Source organism: Acinetobacter sp. A3 (assembly GCF_012371415.1).
Taxonomy (GTDB): Bacteria; Pseudomonadota; Gammaproteobacteria; order Pseudomonadales; family Moraxellaceae; genus Acinetobacter.
In genome coordinates this window covers 1-17,570 of the sequence record NZ_JAAZQW010000008.1, presented here as the reverse complement: position 1 = coordinate 17,570, position 17,570 = coordinate 1, and the positions used below count along the sequence as shown (strand labels likewise).

The 17,570-nt window shown below is 41.8% G+C and carries 15 protein-coding genes and 1 riboswitch; of the genes, 6 read left to right on the top strand and 9 right to left on the bottom strand.

What is annotated here, in order from left to right:
- Window positions 1-142 precede the first annotated feature (142 nt).
- Together HHA42_RS04425 and HHA42_RS04420 are read right to left on the bottom strand one after the other, a co-directional pair.
- The gene (locus HHA42_RS04425; protein WP_168418591.1) at window positions 143-1,945 is read right to left on the bottom strand and encodes an acyl-CoA dehydrogenase C-terminal domain-containing protein; all 1,803 of its coding nucleotides are present in this window, start codon (window positions 1,943-1,945) and stop codon (window positions 143-145) included.
- Between the two features lie 335 nt (window positions 1,946-2,280).
- The gene (locus HHA42_RS04420) at window positions 2,281-2,904 is read right to left on the bottom strand and encodes a hypothetical protein (protein ID WP_168418563.1); all 624 of its coding nucleotides are present in this window, start codon (window positions 2,902-2,904) and stop codon (window positions 2,281-2,283) included.
- A 136-nt stretch (window positions 2,905-3,040) separates the two neighbouring features.
- On the opposite strand from HHA42_RS04420, the gene baeS reads away from it, so the two are divergent.
- Together baeS and HHA42_RS04410 are read left to right on the top strand one after the other, a co-directional pair.
- Complete coding sequence (gene baeS, locus HHA42_RS04415; RefSeq protein ID WP_168461898.1) at window positions 3,041-4,693, top strand: sensor histidine kinase efflux regulator BaeS; 1,653 nt, start codon at window positions 3,041-3,043, stop codon at window positions 4,691-4,693.
- Between the two features lie 20 nt (window positions 4,694-4,713).
- Window positions 4,714-5,400, top strand: coding sequence for a response regulator (locus HHA42_RS04410; RefSeq protein ID WP_168525525.1), 687 nt, complete (start codon window positions 4,714-4,716; stop codon window positions 5,398-5,400).
- Between the two features lie 108 nt (window positions 5,401-5,508).
- Here the strand turns inward: HHA42_RS04410 and HHA42_RS04405 are convergent, their stop codons facing one another.
- From HHA42_RS04405 to HHA42_RS04380, 6 genes are all read right to left on the bottom strand, one after another.
- Window positions 5,509-5,895 carry an MmcQ/YjbR family DNA-binding protein gene (locus HHA42_RS04405; protein ID WP_168461631.1) on the bottom strand — a complete coding sequence of 129 codons (387 nt, stop codon included), beginning with the start codon at window positions 5,893-5,895 and terminating at the stop codon, window positions 5,509-5,511.
- 106 nt (window positions 5,896-6,001) lie between these two features.
- Window positions 6,002-7,447, bottom strand: coding sequence for a protein adenylyltransferase SelO family protein (locus HHA42_RS04400; protein ID WP_168525523.1), 1,446 nt, complete (start codon window positions 7,445-7,447; stop codon window positions 6,002-6,004).
- A 125-nt stretch (window positions 7,448-7,572) separates the two neighbouring features.
- Complete coding sequence (locus tag HHA42_RS04395) at window positions 7,573-8,739, bottom strand: acyl-CoA desaturase (protein ID WP_168418568.1); 1,167 nt, start codon at window positions 8,737-8,739, stop codon at window positions 7,573-7,575.
- Window positions 8,740-9,030: 291 nt separating this feature from the next.
- Window positions 9,031-9,744 (bottom strand): glycerophosphodiester phosphodiesterase, encoded by a 714-nt coding sequence (locus HHA42_RS04390; RefSeq protein ID WP_168525521.1) that lies wholly within the window; start codon window positions 9,742-9,744, stop codon window positions 9,031-9,033.
- A 142-nt stretch (window positions 9,745-9,886) separates the two neighbouring features.
- Complete coding sequence (locus HHA42_RS04385; protein WP_005172582.1) at window positions 9,887-10,471, bottom strand: cob(I)yrinic acid a,c-diamide adenosyltransferase; 585 nt, start codon at window positions 10,469-10,471, stop codon at window positions 9,887-9,889.
- 92 nt (window positions 10,472-10,563) lie between these two features.
- On the bottom strand, window positions 10,564-12,417 hold the full coding sequence (locus HHA42_RS04380; RefSeq protein WP_168525519.1) for a TonB-dependent receptor: 1,854 nt from the start codon (window positions 12,415-12,417) through the stop codon (window positions 10,564-10,566).
- A 35-nt stretch (window positions 12,418-12,452) separates the two neighbouring features.
- A riboswitch (cobalamin riboswitch) is annotated at window positions 12,453-12,677 on the bottom strand.
- A gap of 184 nt (window positions 12,678-12,861) precedes the next feature.
- Between HHA42_RS04380 and HHA42_RS04375 the strand changes: the two genes are divergently transcribed.
- From HHA42_RS04375 to HHA42_RS04360, 4 genes are all read left to right on the top strand, one after another.
- A complete protein-coding gene (locus HHA42_RS04375; RefSeq protein ID WP_168525579.1) occupies window positions 12,862-13,515 on the top strand; it encodes a phosphoribosylanthranilate isomerase in 654 nt (217 codons plus the stop codon).
- Entirely contained in the window at window positions 13,487-14,731 is a 1,245-nt protein-coding gene (gene trpB, locus HHA42_RS04370; RefSeq protein WP_168418573.1) for a tryptophan synthase subunit beta, read from the top strand. The genes HHA42_RS04375 and trpB overlap by 29 nt, the downstream gene beginning before the upstream one ends.
- Before the next feature lie 145 nt (window positions 14,732-14,876).
- Entirely contained in the window at window positions 14,877-15,398 is a 522-nt protein-coding gene (locus HHA42_RS04365) for a DUF1543 domain-containing protein (RefSeq protein WP_168525517.1), read from the top strand.
- Between the two features lie 287 nt (window positions 15,399-15,685).
- The gene (locus HHA42_RS04360) at window positions 15,686-16,657 is read left to right on the top strand and encodes a DUF2804 domain-containing protein (protein WP_168525515.1); all 972 of its coding nucleotides are present in this window, start codon (window positions 15,686-15,688) and stop codon (window positions 16,655-16,657) included.
- Between the two features lie 37 nt (window positions 16,658-16,694).
- On the opposite strand, the gene HHA42_RS04355 is transcribed toward HHA42_RS04360, so the two are convergent.
- On the bottom strand, window positions 16,695-17,570 hold an 876-nt coding region (locus HHA42_RS04355; protein WP_168525513.1), incomplete at its 5' end, for an ISNCY family transposase.

The window sequence follows — 17,570 nt, the reverse complement described above, 5'->3', positions numbered from 1 at the left end:
TGAATGTTGTAGGTGGCTCAAACGAAAGAATGCTTTATTTATAAAGAAAAAGGACTGCCAATGCTATGACCGTCCTTTCTCAATTTCTGTACTCAAGAGTACAACATTTTGAATATCTAGTTAAATATTCTCAATATTTAGCTTAGAAAGCAAAGTGTTCAGCATCTAATGCAAGTAAAGGCTCTACACCTGTTGCAATCACATCAACGTGTGAACGAACACGTGGCAAGATTTTTTTGAAGTAGAAACGTGCTGTAGTTACTTTAGCATTGTAGAAGTCGACATCGGTTGTACCTGCAGCTAGTGCTTCTTGTGCAACCAAAGCCATACGAGCCCATAGGTAAGCAAGCGTTACATAACCAGAGAAGTAGAGGTAGTCTACTGCCGCAGCACCAACTTCTTCAGGGTTTTGCATTGCACGCATACCAAGTTGCATGGTCAAGTCGCCCCATTCTTTGTTAAGTGCCGCAAGCGGTTCAACAAATTCTTGCATCGCAGCGTTGTCTTTGTTGGCTTCTGCAAATTTGTGAATAATTTTGGTGAAGTCTTTCAACATTGCACCTTGTGTACCCAATACTTTACGGCCTAACAAGTCAATAGACTGGATTTCAGTTGTACCTTCGTACAAGCAAGAAATACGTGTGTCACGCACAATTTGTTCCATGCCATGCTCAGAAATGAAGCCATGACCACCAAAGACTTGAACACCGTGTTTTGCAGATTCAGAACCTGTTTCAGTTAAGAATGCTTTTGCAATTGGAGTCAGTAAAGACAAGATGTTGTCAGAGAATTTACGCTCTTCTTCAGTTGCACCTTGTTCAACGATGTCTGCATGTTGTGCAAGCAAGTACACCAACGCACGACCACCTTCAGCATACGCTTTTTGAGTTAAAAGCATGTTGCGTACAGCTGGATGCACAATAATTGGGTCTGCTTCTTTTTCAGGCGCTTTTGGGCCAGAAAGTGAACGCATTGCCAAACGGTCTTTGGCATAAGTCAATGCACCTTGGAAAGAACCTTCAGATGCTGCAAGACCTTGTACCGCTGTACCAATACGTGCAGTGTTCATGAACGTGAACATACAGTTTAGACCACGGTTTTCAGGGCCAATCAAGAAACCTTTAGCGTTATCAAAGTTGATGACGCAAGTTGCATTACCATGGATCCCCATTTTGTGTTCGATTGAGCCACAACGTACACCATTACGCTCGCCTACAGAACCATCTGCATTGAGGTTGAACTTAGGTACGATGAACAAAGAAATACCTTTAGTACCTTTAGGTGCGCCTGGTAAGCGTGCCAATACGATGTGTACGATATTCTCTGCCATGTCGTGTTCGCCAGCAGAGATAAAGATTTTCTCGCCAGAGATTGCATAGCTACCGTCTGCTTGTGGCTCAGCTTTGGTACGGATAATACCCAAGTCAGAACCTGCGTGAGATTCGGTTAAGCACATGGTGCCCGTCCACTCACCCGATACTAATTTTGGCAAATAAGCATCTTTTTGTTCTTGTGAACCGTGGTGTTCTAAGGTACGTACCGCACCATGAGAAAGACCAGGGTACATGCCCCATGACCAGTTCGCTGTACCCACCATTTCTGAAATGGTAATACCTAAAGAGTTTGGTAAGCCTTGACCGCCGTATTGTTCTTCTGCAGAAAGCGAAGGGAAGCCCAGTTCGATATATTTTTGATACGCTTCTTTAAAGCCTGTTGGTGTGGTCACCACGCCATCATTCCAAGTACAACCTTCACGGTCGCCCACTTGGTTCAATGGAGATAATTCATTTTCACAGAAATCTGCTGCAGCTTCCAAATATTGGTCAACCAATTCACGGCTTACGTTTTCTTGGAATGCAGGTAATTTTGCATAGTGTTCTTCAGCATTTAATAATTCATGCAAAACGAATTGCATATCACGTAAAGGCGCTTTGTATTGTGGCATATCGGTTTCCTCAATACTGGTTTGACCAGCGTTATATTTTAGATGGATTTCAAAGCATGCCTTCTCAGACATGACCTGTTGGAATGGTTGTAATCGTGCAACATCTTCTAATTCGGTACAAGCATCTAAATAGCATTTCTTAGTGACTGCAAAGTCAAAGATTTTTATCTTGAAATGGCTAAGTTGTTTGAGTGTAAACAGTTTTACTGAGTTTGAAATGACACAAATAGTCAAAAAGCGTAAAGAGACATGTCTGAGTGCAGTGGATAAAAAGATCAATAAAAAGGCGCTCAATGAGCGCCTTTAAAACAGTGTGAATTGACTGGTATGATTGTTTAACGTGATGCAGATTGCTTGATTTTTAAAGGTTGAATAGGCTGATTTGGCTGAAAACGTACTAAACATTGACCATTGAGTTGTTGGTCGCCTAGTTTAACCTGAACTTTTTGACCATGGGTTTTACCTTCACAAGCTGTGCGCATTGCTTGTTGATGAGCTTGACGCTGTGCCAATCGTTGATCGTACTGTTTGGTCATTTCAGCACGTTGTGCATCGGTCAGTACTTCACCACGTTGCGGGCGCTGCATATTGGCATGCATAGCTTGATGCTGTTTCATCATATATTGACGTTGTTGTTTAAACGATTGACGGTCTGGCTGAAAGCGCATAGTACAGGTGCCCGAAACTGTTTTTTCGCCGAGTTTGAGTTGCAGCTTTGTACCTGCTGCCTTATTGTCACATGCTTGTTGCATCTGGCTACGGAAAGCACGGTGTTCTGCGCGCTTCGCACGATACTGTTCACGTTGTTCTGGGCTAAAACGTGAGTCGGCTACAGCATGATGCTTCATCATACGTGTCTGTTGTCGATCCGTTAAGTCATTGCTGGTTTGACAAGCCGTTAAAGCACCCATCCCCAAAACACTCGCCCCAAGTAACGCGATTTTTGTCATCTGTTTCATCTTACATCTCCTTAACTGGAATCCGACTTTGCTTAAGTTAAGATTAAATAATAAAGATGAAGAAACAATGGAGAGTTTTTTGAAGCGCTGTTGGTTACAATGCTCAAAATGAAGAAAAAATTCTGAGACTGTTCTATTGAAAATTCGCCGCATTCCCATCGCCTTACGCCTGTTTTTAACAGTGCTACTGACGACCTTGCTAATCACCACGGTTAGTTTGGGGGTATTGCATGTCAATATGCAGCGTAACTTCAGTAAATACGTGGCCGACGTAGAAATGCAGAAGCTGGATTTGGTCATCCAAAACTTGGCAGAAGTGTATGCGGTGTACCATGACTGGGGCAATGCCATTCAGGCGCAAATTTTACAAATAGAAGGCGAAGCCGCACCCGATGATTATGACCGTTTATCGCGTTGGTGGTTGCGTCGTCAGTATGATATTGCCTTGCAGCAGCGCTATTTTCAGGAACATAGCTTAGCCAATGTAAATCCGAGTGTGGTTGAGCCGGACCCAATGAAGCGTCAAGCCAATGCAGAAGAGTTACGTTGGTTAGAGCTAAATTTACCTTCGCAGTTTCAGCCTTTTGAGGGGTTAGTATTTCCTTTAAGCGCCAATCAAAATGCATTCCGTTCAGATCGTAAAAACGAAGGGCAGAACAATACAACAGACGCTTCGGGTAAAAAACAGTTTATTTCGATGCCTGACCGTTTGGGGTTGAGTTCACGTTTATCTTTATATGATGCGCAGCGTCAGTTTGTTGTGGGTGAGCCTGCGGAAACTCAGATTTCCTATCGTCCAATTATGGTCGGTGAAAAAATCGTGGGCTATTTGGGGTTAAAACCTGTGCTTGAGCAGGAAGATGCGTTAAGTATTAACTTCTTTAGTAAGCAAACTCGTTATTTATTATTGGTTTATGCCTTAAGTATTTTGGCCAGTTTGATTGCTGCCTTATTGTTAGCGACCTATTTTAAAAAGCCAATTCAGCGCTTATTAAATGGTACACGTGAATTGACCAAAGGTCATTATCAGCATCAGGTCACGGTCAAGCGTAATGATGAATTGGGTGATTTATCGACAGAACTGAACCATTTGGCAGTGATTTTAGACCAACATGAAAACTCACGCCGTCAGTGGGTGGCAGATACTTCGCATGAATTGAAAACCCCATTGGCGGTATTGCAGGCACAAATTGAAGCCATGCAAGATGGTATCCGCAAAGCTACGCCAGAGCATTTGGCTGCCATGATGCATCAGGTCAATAGCCTGAAAAAACTGACGCAGGATTTGTCGGACTTGGCGCAAGCTGAAGCCATGCAATTGAAGTGCTATTTTGCAAGCATTGATCCTTGGCAAGTGATTGAACAGGAAATTGAAAGCTTTAAGCCGAAATTTGAGCAGGCGCAATTGGACTTGATCGTGTCTGGCGAAGGCACGCAATTACAATTAGATATAGACCGTTTTAAACAAATTATGCTCAACTTATTGAGTAACAGTATTCGCTATACCGAAGCAGGTGGGCAGGTGCATATTCACACCAGTCAAAGCGCAACCGAGTGGACCGTGTATGTAGATGACAGCCCGTTTGGCCTAAGTGATGAACAATTGGCGCGTTTGGGTGAACGTTTTTATCGTGCCGATGATTCACGCACTCGGGCGACAGGTGGTACAGGTTTAGGTTTGGCCTTATCGGTCAAAATTGCCAAAGCATTAGGCGGAGAGTTAAGTTTTGCTCATTCACCGTTGGGTGGTTTACGCTGCAAATTAAGTTTTCCAAAAATCAAATCTTAATGGACTTTAAGGAATCGTGCATGAAACATATCTTACTGGTTGAAGATGAAATTGAACTGGCCCAATTGGTACGAGATTATTTAGAAGCTGCTGGTTTTGAAGTCAGTATGTTTCATGATGGGCAAGAAGCTTATGACAGCTTTTTGCAGCGTAAACCAAGCCTGATGATTTTGGATTTGATGGTACCACACATGGACGGCCTGACCATTTGCCGCAAAGTACGTGAACAGTCCGATGTGCCAATTATTATGGTCACCGCCCGAACAGAAGAAATAGATCGGGTGTTGGGTTTAAACATGGGGGCAGACGATTATGTTTGTAAGCCTTTTAGTCCAAAAGAATTGGTCGCGCGCGTGCAAGCGGTTTTGCGTCGCTTAGAACGCAAAGTTGAGCCTGAAAGCAATGATTTATTCCGCATGGATAAAGCGCAGCAGCGTATTTGGTATCAGCAAAAAACCTTGAATTTGACCCCGACCGAATTTCGTTTATTGGAATTGTTTTTAGAGCATGTGGGGCAGGTGTATTCAAGAGCGCAATTGCTAGATCATATTAACCCTGACAGTTTTGAAGTGGCTGACCGTGTGATTGATAGCCACATTAAAAACTTACGCCGTAAAATTTCTGACGCTGCCGAAACAGGTAATCGGCATGAATGGATTCAAGCAGTGTATGGTGTAGGCTATCGCTTTGAGTATCCAGAAGAGTAAGTCTCAGGTATAGAAAAAGCGAATCTTGGAAGATTCGCTTTTGTTTTCTTAGTTAGATATTATGTTGAAAAAGTGCAGAGCAAATAGCTTTAAAAAATTTTTATTGACTCAAGTTGCACTACGCAAAAGCTCAATCCGTTGTCTTTCTACTTTCTTTAATTTTGCGACTACCAGCTCATAAGAATTTAAGACCAAATCTTGCACCAGTTGTGCATCTAAGTCCTCATCTGCAAAAATTGAAATCCAGTGCTGTTTGTTCATGTGCCAACCTGTTCGGATATACGGATAAAAATCGCGTAGCATGGCACCATGTTCAGGCTGCACTTTTAGATTGATGATGGCATGACCATTTAAATACAAACTCAGCATAAACACTTTATCAACCACCTTATGCACCAAACAGCCATCGCCAAAAGGTTCGCTTAAGCTCACTTCAGGTAATTTTTCTGCGGTATTGGCAGCAAGTTGATGCAGTGATTTCTGTGTTTGTGCCATTCATCTTTACCTTAAAAGTTTATCCTGTGGATAACCACATCTTTATCCACAGAAAATGTGTATAACTTTGCTGGAGTTTTAAACGTCCTATTGCTTAAAAATAGCACTAAGATGAGCAGCTCACCATCACTTCGGGTACATCACTTGGCAAGGGTGCTAAATCTTCAGGCTGTTCTAACTCAGGCTGTTTGCTATACGGTTGGCTGAGCAAGGTAAATAAACGCTCAACTTCTGAAAAATCATCGCGTTCTGCCTGCTCAATTGCCTTTTGTGCCATGTGATTGCGTAAAATATAGTGCGGGTTGGCCTGTTGCATGGCGGCATCTAAAGCATCAGTATCTTGATGTTCACGAATCTGTAAATACTGTGCCAAAAAGCTTTCCCACTGACGACGATCTAAACAATCATCCAATATTTCTGTGTATTGTTTATTTTGTAGGCGGATAAAACTTTGGGTGTAATCCAGTTGCTCACTTTGCAAAATGCGTAAGAAATTGGTTGCACAGTCAAAACTGTCTTTATGGAAGCTTGGCAGCCCCATTTTTTCACACAAGCCGAGTTTGTAATGTTCTAAAAAAGTTGGTTCAAAATGTTCTAAACATGCTGCCAGTGCTTGTTTCCAGTGTTCTTTTTGATCTTGGTTTTGCTCAAGCGGAATTAAATTATTCAGCCAAACCCATAAGTTCCAGTGCGCTACGCTCGGTTGTTGTTGGTAGGTATAGCGCCCTTGGTAGTCCGAATGGTTATTGATCCAGTTCGGGCGAAAATGCTCCATAAAACCATAAGGGCCAAAATCTAAAGTAGAGCCAGTAATATTTAAATTATCGGTATTCATCACGCCGTGCGCAAAACCGACCAATTGCCATTTCGCAATCATCACTGCTGTGCGCTGAATGACTTGGGTGGCAAAGGCGAGTACAGGCTGTTCGGCAGTCAAGCATTCAGGGTAATGCCATTCAATACATTTTTGCACAAATTCAGGTAGTAGTTCGGGTTGATACTGATTGATCCATTCAAAATGACCTAAACGAATATGACAGTCAGAGGTGCGTAATAACATGGCGCCAAGCTCTAGTTTTTCACGTTGTACGCCTTGTGTAGATGAAGTGAATCCCACCGCATTGCTCGAAGGTACACCAAGTGCATTGAGTGCATGCCCCGCCAAATATTCACGAATCACAGAACGCAAAACCGCACGGCCATCGCCCATACGTGAATAAGGCGTTGAGCCAGCACCTTTTAAATGTAGGTCAATGGTACGCTGTTGCGTGTCCAGCACTTGTGCAATCAGTAAGCCTCGTCCATCTCCCAATTGACCTGCCCATTGCCCAAATTGATGCCCTGCATACACCATTGCCAAAGGTGGAAATTCCTGAAACGTGATTTGGCCGCTGCAAATTTCTACCCAGTGCTGCTGTTCCTCGCTACTCCATTGCAGCGCTTTTGCCAATGCTGCATTAAAGTGTCCAGCTTTAGCGCCTTTTAAGGGTAGGGGCTGCTGTTGATGATAAAGGCGAGCGGGCAGTGTGGGATAACGTGGATTAAATTGCATAGTGGGGGAGCATTTGGCACAAAGTGAGGTTCACTATAGCAAACTTGGACTTTAAAAACTGTAGTCTAAAAATGCATAAAGCCCTGAACAGGTCAGGGCTTTAGCGGAGTATCATAGCACAGTTCTTATTGTGATACTGGATTTTTTTTCAAGTTACGCATTAGCAAATTCAAGGTTTCACGATGGTGTGAAAGACGCTGCTCAACCAACTGGAATTCAACTTTGAGTTTGTCATCCATTTGGTGGATTTTTTCAGCCATTGACGCTTTTTTCGCTTGAATTTCTTGCTCTTTTAATTTTGCCCAATCATTTAAAGTTTGGGTAAATGCATCATATTCTTGCGCAATACGGCTTTTCACTTGCACAATATCATCATTCACATTGTGACCATAAACTGCCAAGTCTTGCTCTGCGTATTTAAAGCGCATTGCTAACTCTGCTTTTTTAATATTAAAGCTTGGAATACGACGTAAATTTTTAGCCAAACCTAACTTAGAGCATGTCCAAATTAACCATTTAGTTGGGTCATATTGCCACCATTTTACGCCATTACGATAATCGTATTGGAAAATATGGTGATAGTTATGATAACCCTCGCCCCAAGTAGCAATGGCTAACCAGAAGTTGTCACGCGCAGTGTTTTCGTCAGTGTATGGACGTGAACCCCACATGTGGCACAGCGAGTTAATAAAGAAAGTGACATGGTGGCTTAAAATCAGACGCATTAAACCGCCCAATAGCAACACACCCCACATATCGCCAACAGCCCAGCCAATTGGCACTAAAATGCCAACATGCACTGCAATTACCATTGGCACGTAATATTTGTGCTGGAACATCACCAATTTGTCATTTAACAAATCTGGCGCATTTTTAAAGTTTGGCTCTGCGGCAGGGTAGTCACGTAACATCCAGCCCATGTGCGCAAACCAAAAACCATTGTTGATTGAATACGGGTCTTTTTCGACATCATCAACATGGCGGTGATGGGTACGGTGACCAGAACCCCAGAACAAAATGCTGTTCTGAACGGCAAAAGTACCCATAATCATCAAAAGAATTTTTAAAGGAAGCGTAGCTTCGTAGGCACGGTGTGCCCATAAACGGTGATAACCTGCTGTAATACCCAAGCTACTTACGCCAAGTAATACAAACATACTGATCCAAGCGGCTAAGCTAAAATCATGGTGATAGGCATACCAAGGAATTGCAATCACGGCAACAATAGGTAAGAAAACCAGTGCAAAGATGGCAATCCAGTTGATTGGGGCTTTGGGTAAGGGAGCATTCATCTCCAACAGCACTCCTAGAACCTTTGGGAGGTATAAGTAGACGCTTAATCCGTTATAAAATCATGATCTGCCCGAAGGAAATGATCATAGTATTAAAGTTTATAGGGATTAATTTTTTCGCATATTAGCATGAGCGTATTCACGATCACAGCATTATTGTACAGTTGTATTGTACTGGGTGGTAACAGAATATAATGGTATTTGTAGGTTTTTACGAAAATGTGCGGTATGACAGCCAAACCTGCACAGAAAATCAGTTATTTAAACATATATATGCGCTTAGTCTGCACTTTACAAGTGTTGCATCATCAGTTTTGGATAATCGGTAATTAGACCCTGAACACCCAAATCTTTAAGTTGTTTGGCGCGTTCAATTTGATTGACTGTCCAAACACTAATATTCAGTTTGGCCTGTTGTGTGGCTTGAATGAGGGCATCGGTGGCGAGTTCGTTCATCCAGCCAATTTGGCAACAACCTAATGCTAAAGCTTGATCAATGGCTTGGTATTGCAAATCATCTTCTACCAACAAACCACGTTTAAAGCGTGATTTTTGTTGTTGCAATGCCCAATGAATTTTAGGATCAAAACTGGTAATGATGGCGTTGTGTTCAAAGCCCTGTAAATGTTGCTCTAGGCTTTGGGTGATTTTTTCGGCATCGGCATGTGAGATGACTGCTTTAACCTCAACCTCAATATGATCAAAATTTTGAATAATGGTCATGGTTTGATTAAGTAGGGGCGTGGTTTCAACTTTATTCCAGTCTGACCAGGTCACAGCATGATTATAGTGTGCAAGATCTTGATGATTACATTCATATAAATGCTTTTGCAAACCTGTGGTTCGCACAAAGTCATCATCATGCATGATGATTAGGGCATTGTCTTTGAGCTGACGCACATCAAACTCAACGGCGCGAATGCCGATGTCTTGAATGTATTGAAAACCACCTAGGGTATTTTCAGGGGCTTCGCCACGTGCACCACGATGACCAATTATGCGCATAGACTGCCCATAAATTGAGAAGTTGATTTCATTGTATGCGTGCTATGTGACAAAAAGATGATAAGGCTTATTGTCGTCAGATGCACTGTAAAATCAAGATACATCTGACGCGTATTTTTAGATTTAGAATCAAGAAATAATTCTAGTTTTCGATGCTGTCATTGATATTTTTTTGCCACAGCACTTCTGAACCGCCCTCGCTGCGTTGCAAGGTGCGCGATGCTACAAATAGCCAGTCTGATAAACGGTTCAGCAGTTGTAGCGACGCTGCCTGAATATTCTGGTCGCGAGAGTGGACTGACATCACGCTACGTTCTGCCCGGCGGCAGACTGCGCGCGCCTGATGGGCAAAGCTGCAGACTAAAGTGCCAGCAGGCAGAATAAAGTCTTTGAGCATTGGCAAGGCTTCATTCATACGGTCGATATCATTTTCTAAAAAATCAATCGACACAGGTTGTACCAGATTAAAACCCGGAATACATACTTCACCACCGAGATCAAATAACCAGTGTTGAATCAGGCTTAAAGATTTGTCCCAAGTGGCTTTATCTTCAATCGTGCTTGCTGAAATCTGTGCACGTAGTACACCAATCACGGCATTGAGTTCATCCACATCACCGAGCGCATCAATACGTAAATCGTCTTTGGCAACGCGAGAACCATCACCAAGCCCTGTGGTACCTGAATCGCCTGTGCGGGTGTAAATTTTACTTAAACGGTGACCCATGAGAGTTCCTTAAATTATTGGATGCTGTAAATAAAAAGAATCATGCCATAGGCATGACATGATTCTCAAAAGTATTTCTAAAAAGGCTGAACTTAGTATTTAAAGGTCACGCCGGCAGAAGCGAGACGGCCACCGTTGATGTAGTAGGTATTTGAACCGTTATAGGCTGTTTTAAACTTTACATCACCCATATTTTCGATATTAGTAAATAGTTTGATGTTTGGATTAACATTCCAATAAGCATTGAAATCAACTGTTGCGTAACCAGGTAAATTTGTTAAAGGATCATTTTCATCATCTGCAAAGTCTTTAGCTTTTGATTTTGCAATAATTGATGTACTTAAACCATATACATCATTTTGAATACCAGCGGATACAGTTAAGGAATGACGTGGACGACGCAATAAATCGTCGTTTGTTTGTTCATCTTTAGATTTTGCATACTGATAATTCGTACTGATGAAGTAATCTTCTAGCTTCCATTTTGCATAAAGTTCTGCACCTAAAATTGATGCTTGGTCTATGTTTATGTTTTTCCAGTCAGAAGATGACCAAGAAGGGCAATTTGAAATGCATTTTGATGTAATCAAATTATCAATTTCTGTATAGAAGGTAGAAGCTCCAACTAAAATATTGAATGGTAGTTTTTGGTCAATACCAATTTCATAAGAAATGCTTTCTTCAGGTTTTAAATCAGGGTTTCCACCCCAATTTGCATATAGGTCATTTAAAGTTGGTGCTTTGAATGCTGTCCCGATATTGGTATATACACTTGTGATTGGAGAAAAATCATAACGTACAGCACCTTGAGCAACTGTATGTGTCCCAAATTTCTCGTTATCTTCCACACGTAAACCAACTTGGGTATGTAGCTTGTCGGTATTTAATTGGTGTTGAATATAATAGCCAGCAGAATCAATTTCTTCATTCAGCGCAGAGGTTTTTGCTTCTAATTTGCGTTGTGTTGTACCTAATAAAATATTCTGTGAATTAGTAAAACTCCATTTACCAAAAACTTCTGCTTCTTGAGAAATACTGTGAATATAAGAAGGAGAAACTAAATAATCTGCCTCGTCTTTAAATTGAGATAAGCGAGCATTAAGTTCAAATTGGTCTACAAGTTTTACACTACCTTTTAGGTTTACAATTTCATTTTTGAAATCTGTAACTTCAAGCGCACCATATTTATTAAATTCGTTTAGTCCTTCATTTGTACTGTAATCGATAGATGCAGAATAATTGTCTTTCTCAACACCAAGCTTTGCACTATATCCTTTTTGATCATAAGAATAATTACGCTTTTGATTATTTAAGATCGGTGTTCCGTCAGATTCTAAGCGTTGACCTCGAATTTGAGCGTAAACACCATTTTCTGCAAAGTCAGCACCAATTGATGATTTGTATGTTTTATTTTCACCAATCTCACCTGTAACAAATGCACCTGATTTTTGAGGTGTTTTAGAAATAATATGGACAACACCACCAATTGCATCAGTTCCGTAAAGAACCGATGCAGGACCTTTAAGTACCTCGATTTGTTCAATATCTGTAGTGTCTATAAAAGGCAAAGATGCTGCACTTGATGTTGCTGTATTTAAACGAACACCATCACGCATTACTAACGTATGGTCAGATTCAGTTCCACGTAAAAAAATAGAAGCTTGCTGCCCGAATCCACCAGATTGCACCATATTAATTGAAGCATCATTTTTCAAAATGTGAGGGAATGATGTAATTGATGATTGATCTAAAATTTTAGGTTCAATAATTGAAATACGCGCAGGCACATTTTCAATGTTTTCTTCAGAACGTGTCGCGGTAACGACTAAAGTGTCTAAAGATGCATTGACAACATTAGAACTGTCTTGTGCAGATACAGACGTAGAGAAACCCATTGCAAGCGCAATTGCGCCCACTAAAGCAGTAGGCTGAAAAAGAGTAGACATGACTTTGCTCCATACATTCACCCCACGTGAATGATTGAGTTAAGGGCACAACAAGCAGGTCTCCGGACTTCAATGTGCCAAGCATCTTTTAATCAATGATTGCTTCGCTGTATATCCACCTTCCCATATTGTTCATACAGTGGTGTAAATCATAAGATTTAAATTGATATACGTTTCATGGTTACCGTTGCGGGGGCAGTGTTGGACTTTCACCAACTTCCCTAAAGCTCAAAGCTAGAACTCGTTGCATTTGCGCGAAGTATAAAGTCTGTTCAGCATTTAAACAACGGAAATGTAGAATAATCCGCCTGAACTTCACTCAACCTCTGAAAATTGCATTACAATGATTTGCCCCAATATCTGATCAAAATGTGATGGATGAATACAAAGAACCATCCTCTATTTTAGATTGGAAAAATGAAGACAGAATTAGAGTCCAAAAAGATGCGTACCCGTACCAAAATTTGCGGAATCACGCGAATTCAAGATATAAACAGTGTTGTGCATGCGGGTGCAGATGCGATTGGCTTGGTGTTTTATCCACCGAGTCCTCGTAATGTCAGCATTGCAGAAGCAGAAAATCTTGTGCAACACATACCCGCTTATGTGCAAGTAGTTGGCTTGTTTGTAAATGCCAGTGCAGATGACATAGCCGCAGTACTAAAACAAGTGTCTTTAGACATTCTGCAATTTCATGGTGATGAAACACCGTTACAATGTCAGCAGATTGCTCAGCAAGTCGGACGCAGATGGTACAAAGCCATACAGGTTAAACCCGATTTAAATGTGTTGGATGCGATAAAAAGCTATCAACAAGCAGGTGCAAGCGCAGTATTATTAGATGCGTGGCATCCTGAGCTGAAAGGTGGAACAGGACACAGTTTTGACTGGTCAAAATTCCCCAAACTCGATATTCCTTTAATATTGGCGGGTGGTTTAAACCCTGCCAATATTGAAGATGCAATTCAGACCACCCAAGCCTATGCCGTTGATGTTAGTGGCGGGGTAGAGTCTGCAAAAGGTATTAAAGACCAACAACTCATAGAACACTTCATGCAAGGAGTCCAACGTGGATCAGCAAAGTACAAATCACAATAATCCAGTGATTGACTATACCCAGTTCCCAGATGCAAAAGGGCATTTTGGGATCCATGGCGGACGTTTTGTGTCAGAAACGCTGATGGCGGCTTTACAAGACTTAGAAAAATTGTATTTCCGCATGAAAGATGATCCGCAGTTTTTGGCAGAATTCGACCGCGATCTCGCCTACTATGTAGGTCGTCCTAGTCCTTTGTATTATGCTGAGCGATGGTCTAAAGAGTTAGGTGGTGCGCAAATTTACTTAAAGCGTGAAGACCTGAACCATACAGGCTCACATAAAGTGAATAACACCATTGGTCAGGCATTACTGGCAAAGTTGTCTGGTAAAAAACGCATTATTGCCGAAACAGGCGCTGGTCAGCATGGTGTGGCAACCGCAACGATTGCAGCCCGCTTAGGTTTAGAGTGCGTAGTGTTCATGGGTGCAGAAGACGTCAAACGTCAGGCCATGAACGTGTACCGCATGCGCTTACTCGGGGCAACTGTTGTACCTGTAGAAAGTGGCTCTAAAACCTTAAAAGATGCCATGAACGAAGCTATGCGTGACTGGGTGACCAATGTCGATTCAACGTATTATGTGATTGGTACTGTCGCAGGCCCACATCCGTATCCACAATTGGTACGTGATTTCCAATCTATTATTGGTCGTGAAGCACGTCGTCAAATTCAAGAGCAGGCAGGTCGTTTACCTGACGCACTTGTGGCTTGTGTTGGTGGTGGTTCTAATGCGATGGGCTTGTTCTATCCATTCTTGAATGATGCCGAAGTGAAAATGTACGGTGTTGAGGCTGCGGGCTTGGGCATTGAAACAGGCAAACACTCTGCGCCATTGAATGCAGGACACGTAGGCGTATTGCACGGTAACCGTACTTATTTAATGTCGGATGCGCAAGGTCAGATTATTGAAACCCATTCTATTTCTGCAGGTCTAGATTACCCAGGTGTAGGGCCAGAGCATAGCTTCTTAAAAGATATGCACCGTGTCGATTATGTGCCAATCAATGACCAAGAAGCTTTGCAAGGTTTCCGTGACCTAACCCGTATTGAAGGGATCATTCCTGCATTGGAAAGTTCACATGCGATGGCGTATGTCACCAAGCTTGCGCCAACTATGGATAAAGACCAAATCATTATTGCGACCGTTTCAGGTCGTGGTGATAAAGACTTAATGACTGTTGCACGTTTAGATGGCGTAGAAATGGTAGATATGTAAATTGCCACATGCTCGAAATAGAGCAGGCTAGATTTTCAATTCCTTAATCGTGCTGAAGCAATTCGGCACGATTTTTTAATTGGTTCATTTAAAAATTCTCGCTACTTTAAAACCATTAAAGCTAAAAATTATGTAGGGGACGGGTATGCCAAGTTTATTCATCGTCATGTTGGGTGGGCGTCATGCACGGGCGAACACAGAAGTGCATGATGTGGTACTTGCAGTGGGTGATGCTTTAGAAGAAACCTTTTCTCAACTCAAGCAGGCCTGGTTTGCAGAACCCAACGGTTTACATATTGATGCGTGGGCGCAAATCAACGGTGTAGAGTTTGAAGGCAAATCCTATTATTTAAAATTCACAGATGCACAGCCGAATCAATCTGAAAATCGCTTGTATTTAATTAATTTGGGTGGCTATGATCCGCGTGAATTTGGAGAATTGCATCGTTATGTGTTGGTGGTAGCACAAAATCCAATGGTGGCAAAGCAACGTGGAAAAGCTTATTTTGCCCAGCACTGGCAAAAACAGCACACCGATCGGGTTTTAGAGGTAGATGATTGTTTGGCAATTGATCAGGTGCACGGTCGCTATGTGCAACTGGTTGAAGGTTCATTTTCAGCTAATCGCTGGGAAAATACGTATCTGACTTTGGATTCAGATGTTTAAATCTTCTTAGATTAGCTTTTACTTTAAAATAGATTGTCTTTTATGGGCAGTTTTAGCTACTGCCACCACTCACGTTGAGTCACTAATGTTGAACTCGCGAGCGAAGTCTGATGAATGTACTTACAAGCATTGTTGATTTTATAGTCACTTGAGTGGCGAAAAAAGAAAACAATCTATGTTTTTATAAGTTTTTCAACAAAATCATAAGCTGCGGGTTTTTTGTACATGCATTTGTAGGCATAATACGACCAAAGATGAATTGTTTTAGACAATAGGGAATGTCTTCAATGGATTTAATTCAGGCGAATGGACAACCGCATTATGGACGTTTTAGTGAACTTCCCAAAAAGATTGATTACCAAGCCTACCAATACAAAACACCGTATGGTGAAGTACTGTCGGGTTGGCGTAAGCGATTAAAATATAAAAAGTTTAAATTTTGTAGCATTCAACATGAGCACTATACCATTGGTTTAGCCATTGCAGATATTGCATGGGCAGGTCATGGTTTTGTCTATATTTATAATCACATGACGGGTGAAGTGCAGGAATGGAATGCGATTAATTTTTTATCCCGCAATACCGTGTTGGATGAACAGCCTTTATTCAATCAAAGTTATTTTGATAAATCTCCATTTCAAATTGAAATTCAACATGCCAATGGTGTGCGCTATATCCGTGTGACCAAATATGGCGAAATTAAACTCAGTGCTCGTATTTTTTGTGCAGGTACAGACCCATTAAGTATGTGTAGCCCGACAGGCATTAATGGTTGGACCTATACCCAAAAATTGACCACGTTGGGTTGTGAAGGGTATTTTGTCAATAAAACAGGACAAACCATTCAATTCCATGAACGGACTTTTGCCTCACTGGATGATACCTGTGGTTTTTTGCGTCCTGAAACAGCATGGTTTTGGTTATCGTGTAATTTTTGGGATACCGAAAACCGCCGTGTGGGGCTGAATTTGGCTTCTGGTGTGAATGAAAGTTTTGGCAATGAAAACTGTTTGTGGATCAATGGTTTGCTGTATCCCTTAACAGATGTGCTGTTCCAACATGAAGATGAAGATTTGTGGAGTATTCGCTCATTGGATCATCAGCTGAATTTAACCGTCAGCACAGGTTGGCGCCGTTATGAAAATCTGAATTTGCGTTTGGTGGGCAGCCAGTTCAGCCAATGGCAAGCTAAAATTAGCGGTACGATTCAGCAAGGCGATACCGAGATTATTTTGCTGAATGAATATTGTTATTCCTAAGTAGAAATGTCCTACCTAATAACCAAATAGAAATGTCCTATATGGACAATTCCAAGTCAAGCACAGGATTTAGATTTCGTTCTTTGATTGCTATTTTCTGTGCACGTCTGCTTGGCATCTTTTGAGAACGATTGCGTTTGTTTTGTTGTTCCAGTTCTTCATGCTGTTGTTGGATATGATTCAGAACAGCACCCAACCGTTTATTCTCAACAATCTCTCGCTGATTCAGCTGACTTAATTTATCGAAGAGGCTGTAATTGATCTTTCGGCCATCATGCATGAGGGCTACAGTACCATCCGGGTATTCCAGGAACTCAAGATACTTACCGATCAACCTTTGATTTTCTTCGGTGTTTTCCAGGAGATATACGCATTTATCATAAGTAATCGTCAGGCTATTCGTGACTCTGCGGGGTTCACGCCAAGTAAAAATATCATCTAATTCTTCGGCTGTTTCAGTGATAGGCCGATGTAGATCCTTAGGATTAAAAGCCATCTTGGCGAACTTCTGATTGAACTGCTCAATGAAGCAGGGTAGCCAGGCATTAGCTTGCTCAATCGAGCTGATACCTTCCAGACGCATCTCCTTGATCAGACGGTCCTGAAGGGTTCTGTTGGCACGTTCCACACGGCCTTTGGCCTGTGGTGAATTGGCGAAGATGATATCGATATTCAGGGTACTGAGTACGCGTCCAAACTGGGTAATCTTGGTGTCTTTCTTGCTGCTTTGATTCACCCTGAAGACTGAATGTTTGTCGCTGTAAAATGCCAACGGCTTACCATGCTGCTCAACATACAAGCGTGTTGAAATCATATAATCAAAGGCTGATTCTGATTCACAGAAGCGTAAATGCTGCAATTTTCCTGTAGCATCATCGATAAACACCAGCAGACAGCATTTAGCAGCGCGTCC

Coding starts and splice junctions, on each gene's coding strand:
- HHA42_RS04400 (WP_168525523.1), bottom strand. CDS start 7,447: ATGCAATTTAATCCACGTTATCCCACACTGCCCGCTCGCCTTTATCAT.
- HHA42_RS04380 (WP_168525519.1), bottom strand. CDS start 12,417: ATGTCTACTCTTTTTCAGCCTACTGCTTTAGTGGGCGCAATTGCGCTT.
- HHA42_RS04395 (WP_168418568.1), bottom strand. CDS start 8,739: ATGAATGCTCCCTTACCCAAAGCCCCAATCAACTGGATTGCCATCTTT.
- HHA42_RS04405 (WP_168461631.1), bottom strand. CDS start 5,895: ATGGCACAAACACAGAAATCACTGCATCAACTTGCTGCCAATACCGCA.
- HHA42_RS04385 (WP_005172582.1), bottom strand. CDS start 10,471: ATGGGTCACCGTTTAAGTAAAATTTACACCCGCACAGGCGATTCAGGT.
- HHA42_RS04390 (WP_168525521.1), bottom strand. CDS start 9,744: ATGCGCATAATTGGTCATCGTGGTGCACGTGGCGAAGCCCCTGAAAAT.
- HHA42_RS04425 (WP_168418591.1), bottom strand. CDS start 1,945: ATGCCACAATACAAAGCGCCTTTACGTGATATGCAATTCGTTTTGCAT.
- HHA42_RS04360 (WP_168525515.1), top strand. CDS start 15,686: ATGGATTTAATTCAGGCGAATGGACAACCGCATTATGGACGTTTTAGT.
- HHA42_RS04365 (WP_168525517.1), top strand. CDS start 14,877: ATGCCAAGTTTATTCATCGTCATGTTGGGTGGGCGTCATGCACGGGCG.
- HHA42_RS04410 (WP_168525525.1), top strand. CDS start 4,714: ATGAAACATATCTTACTGGTTGAAGATGAAATTGAACTGGCCCAATTG.
- HHA42_RS04420 (WP_168418563.1), bottom strand. CDS start 2,904: ATGAAACAGATGACAAAAATCGCGTTACTTGGGGCGAGTGTTTTGGGG.
- HHA42_RS04375 (WP_168525579.1), top strand. CDS start 12,862: ATGCGTACCCGTACCAAAATTTGCGGAATCACGCGAATTCAAGATATA.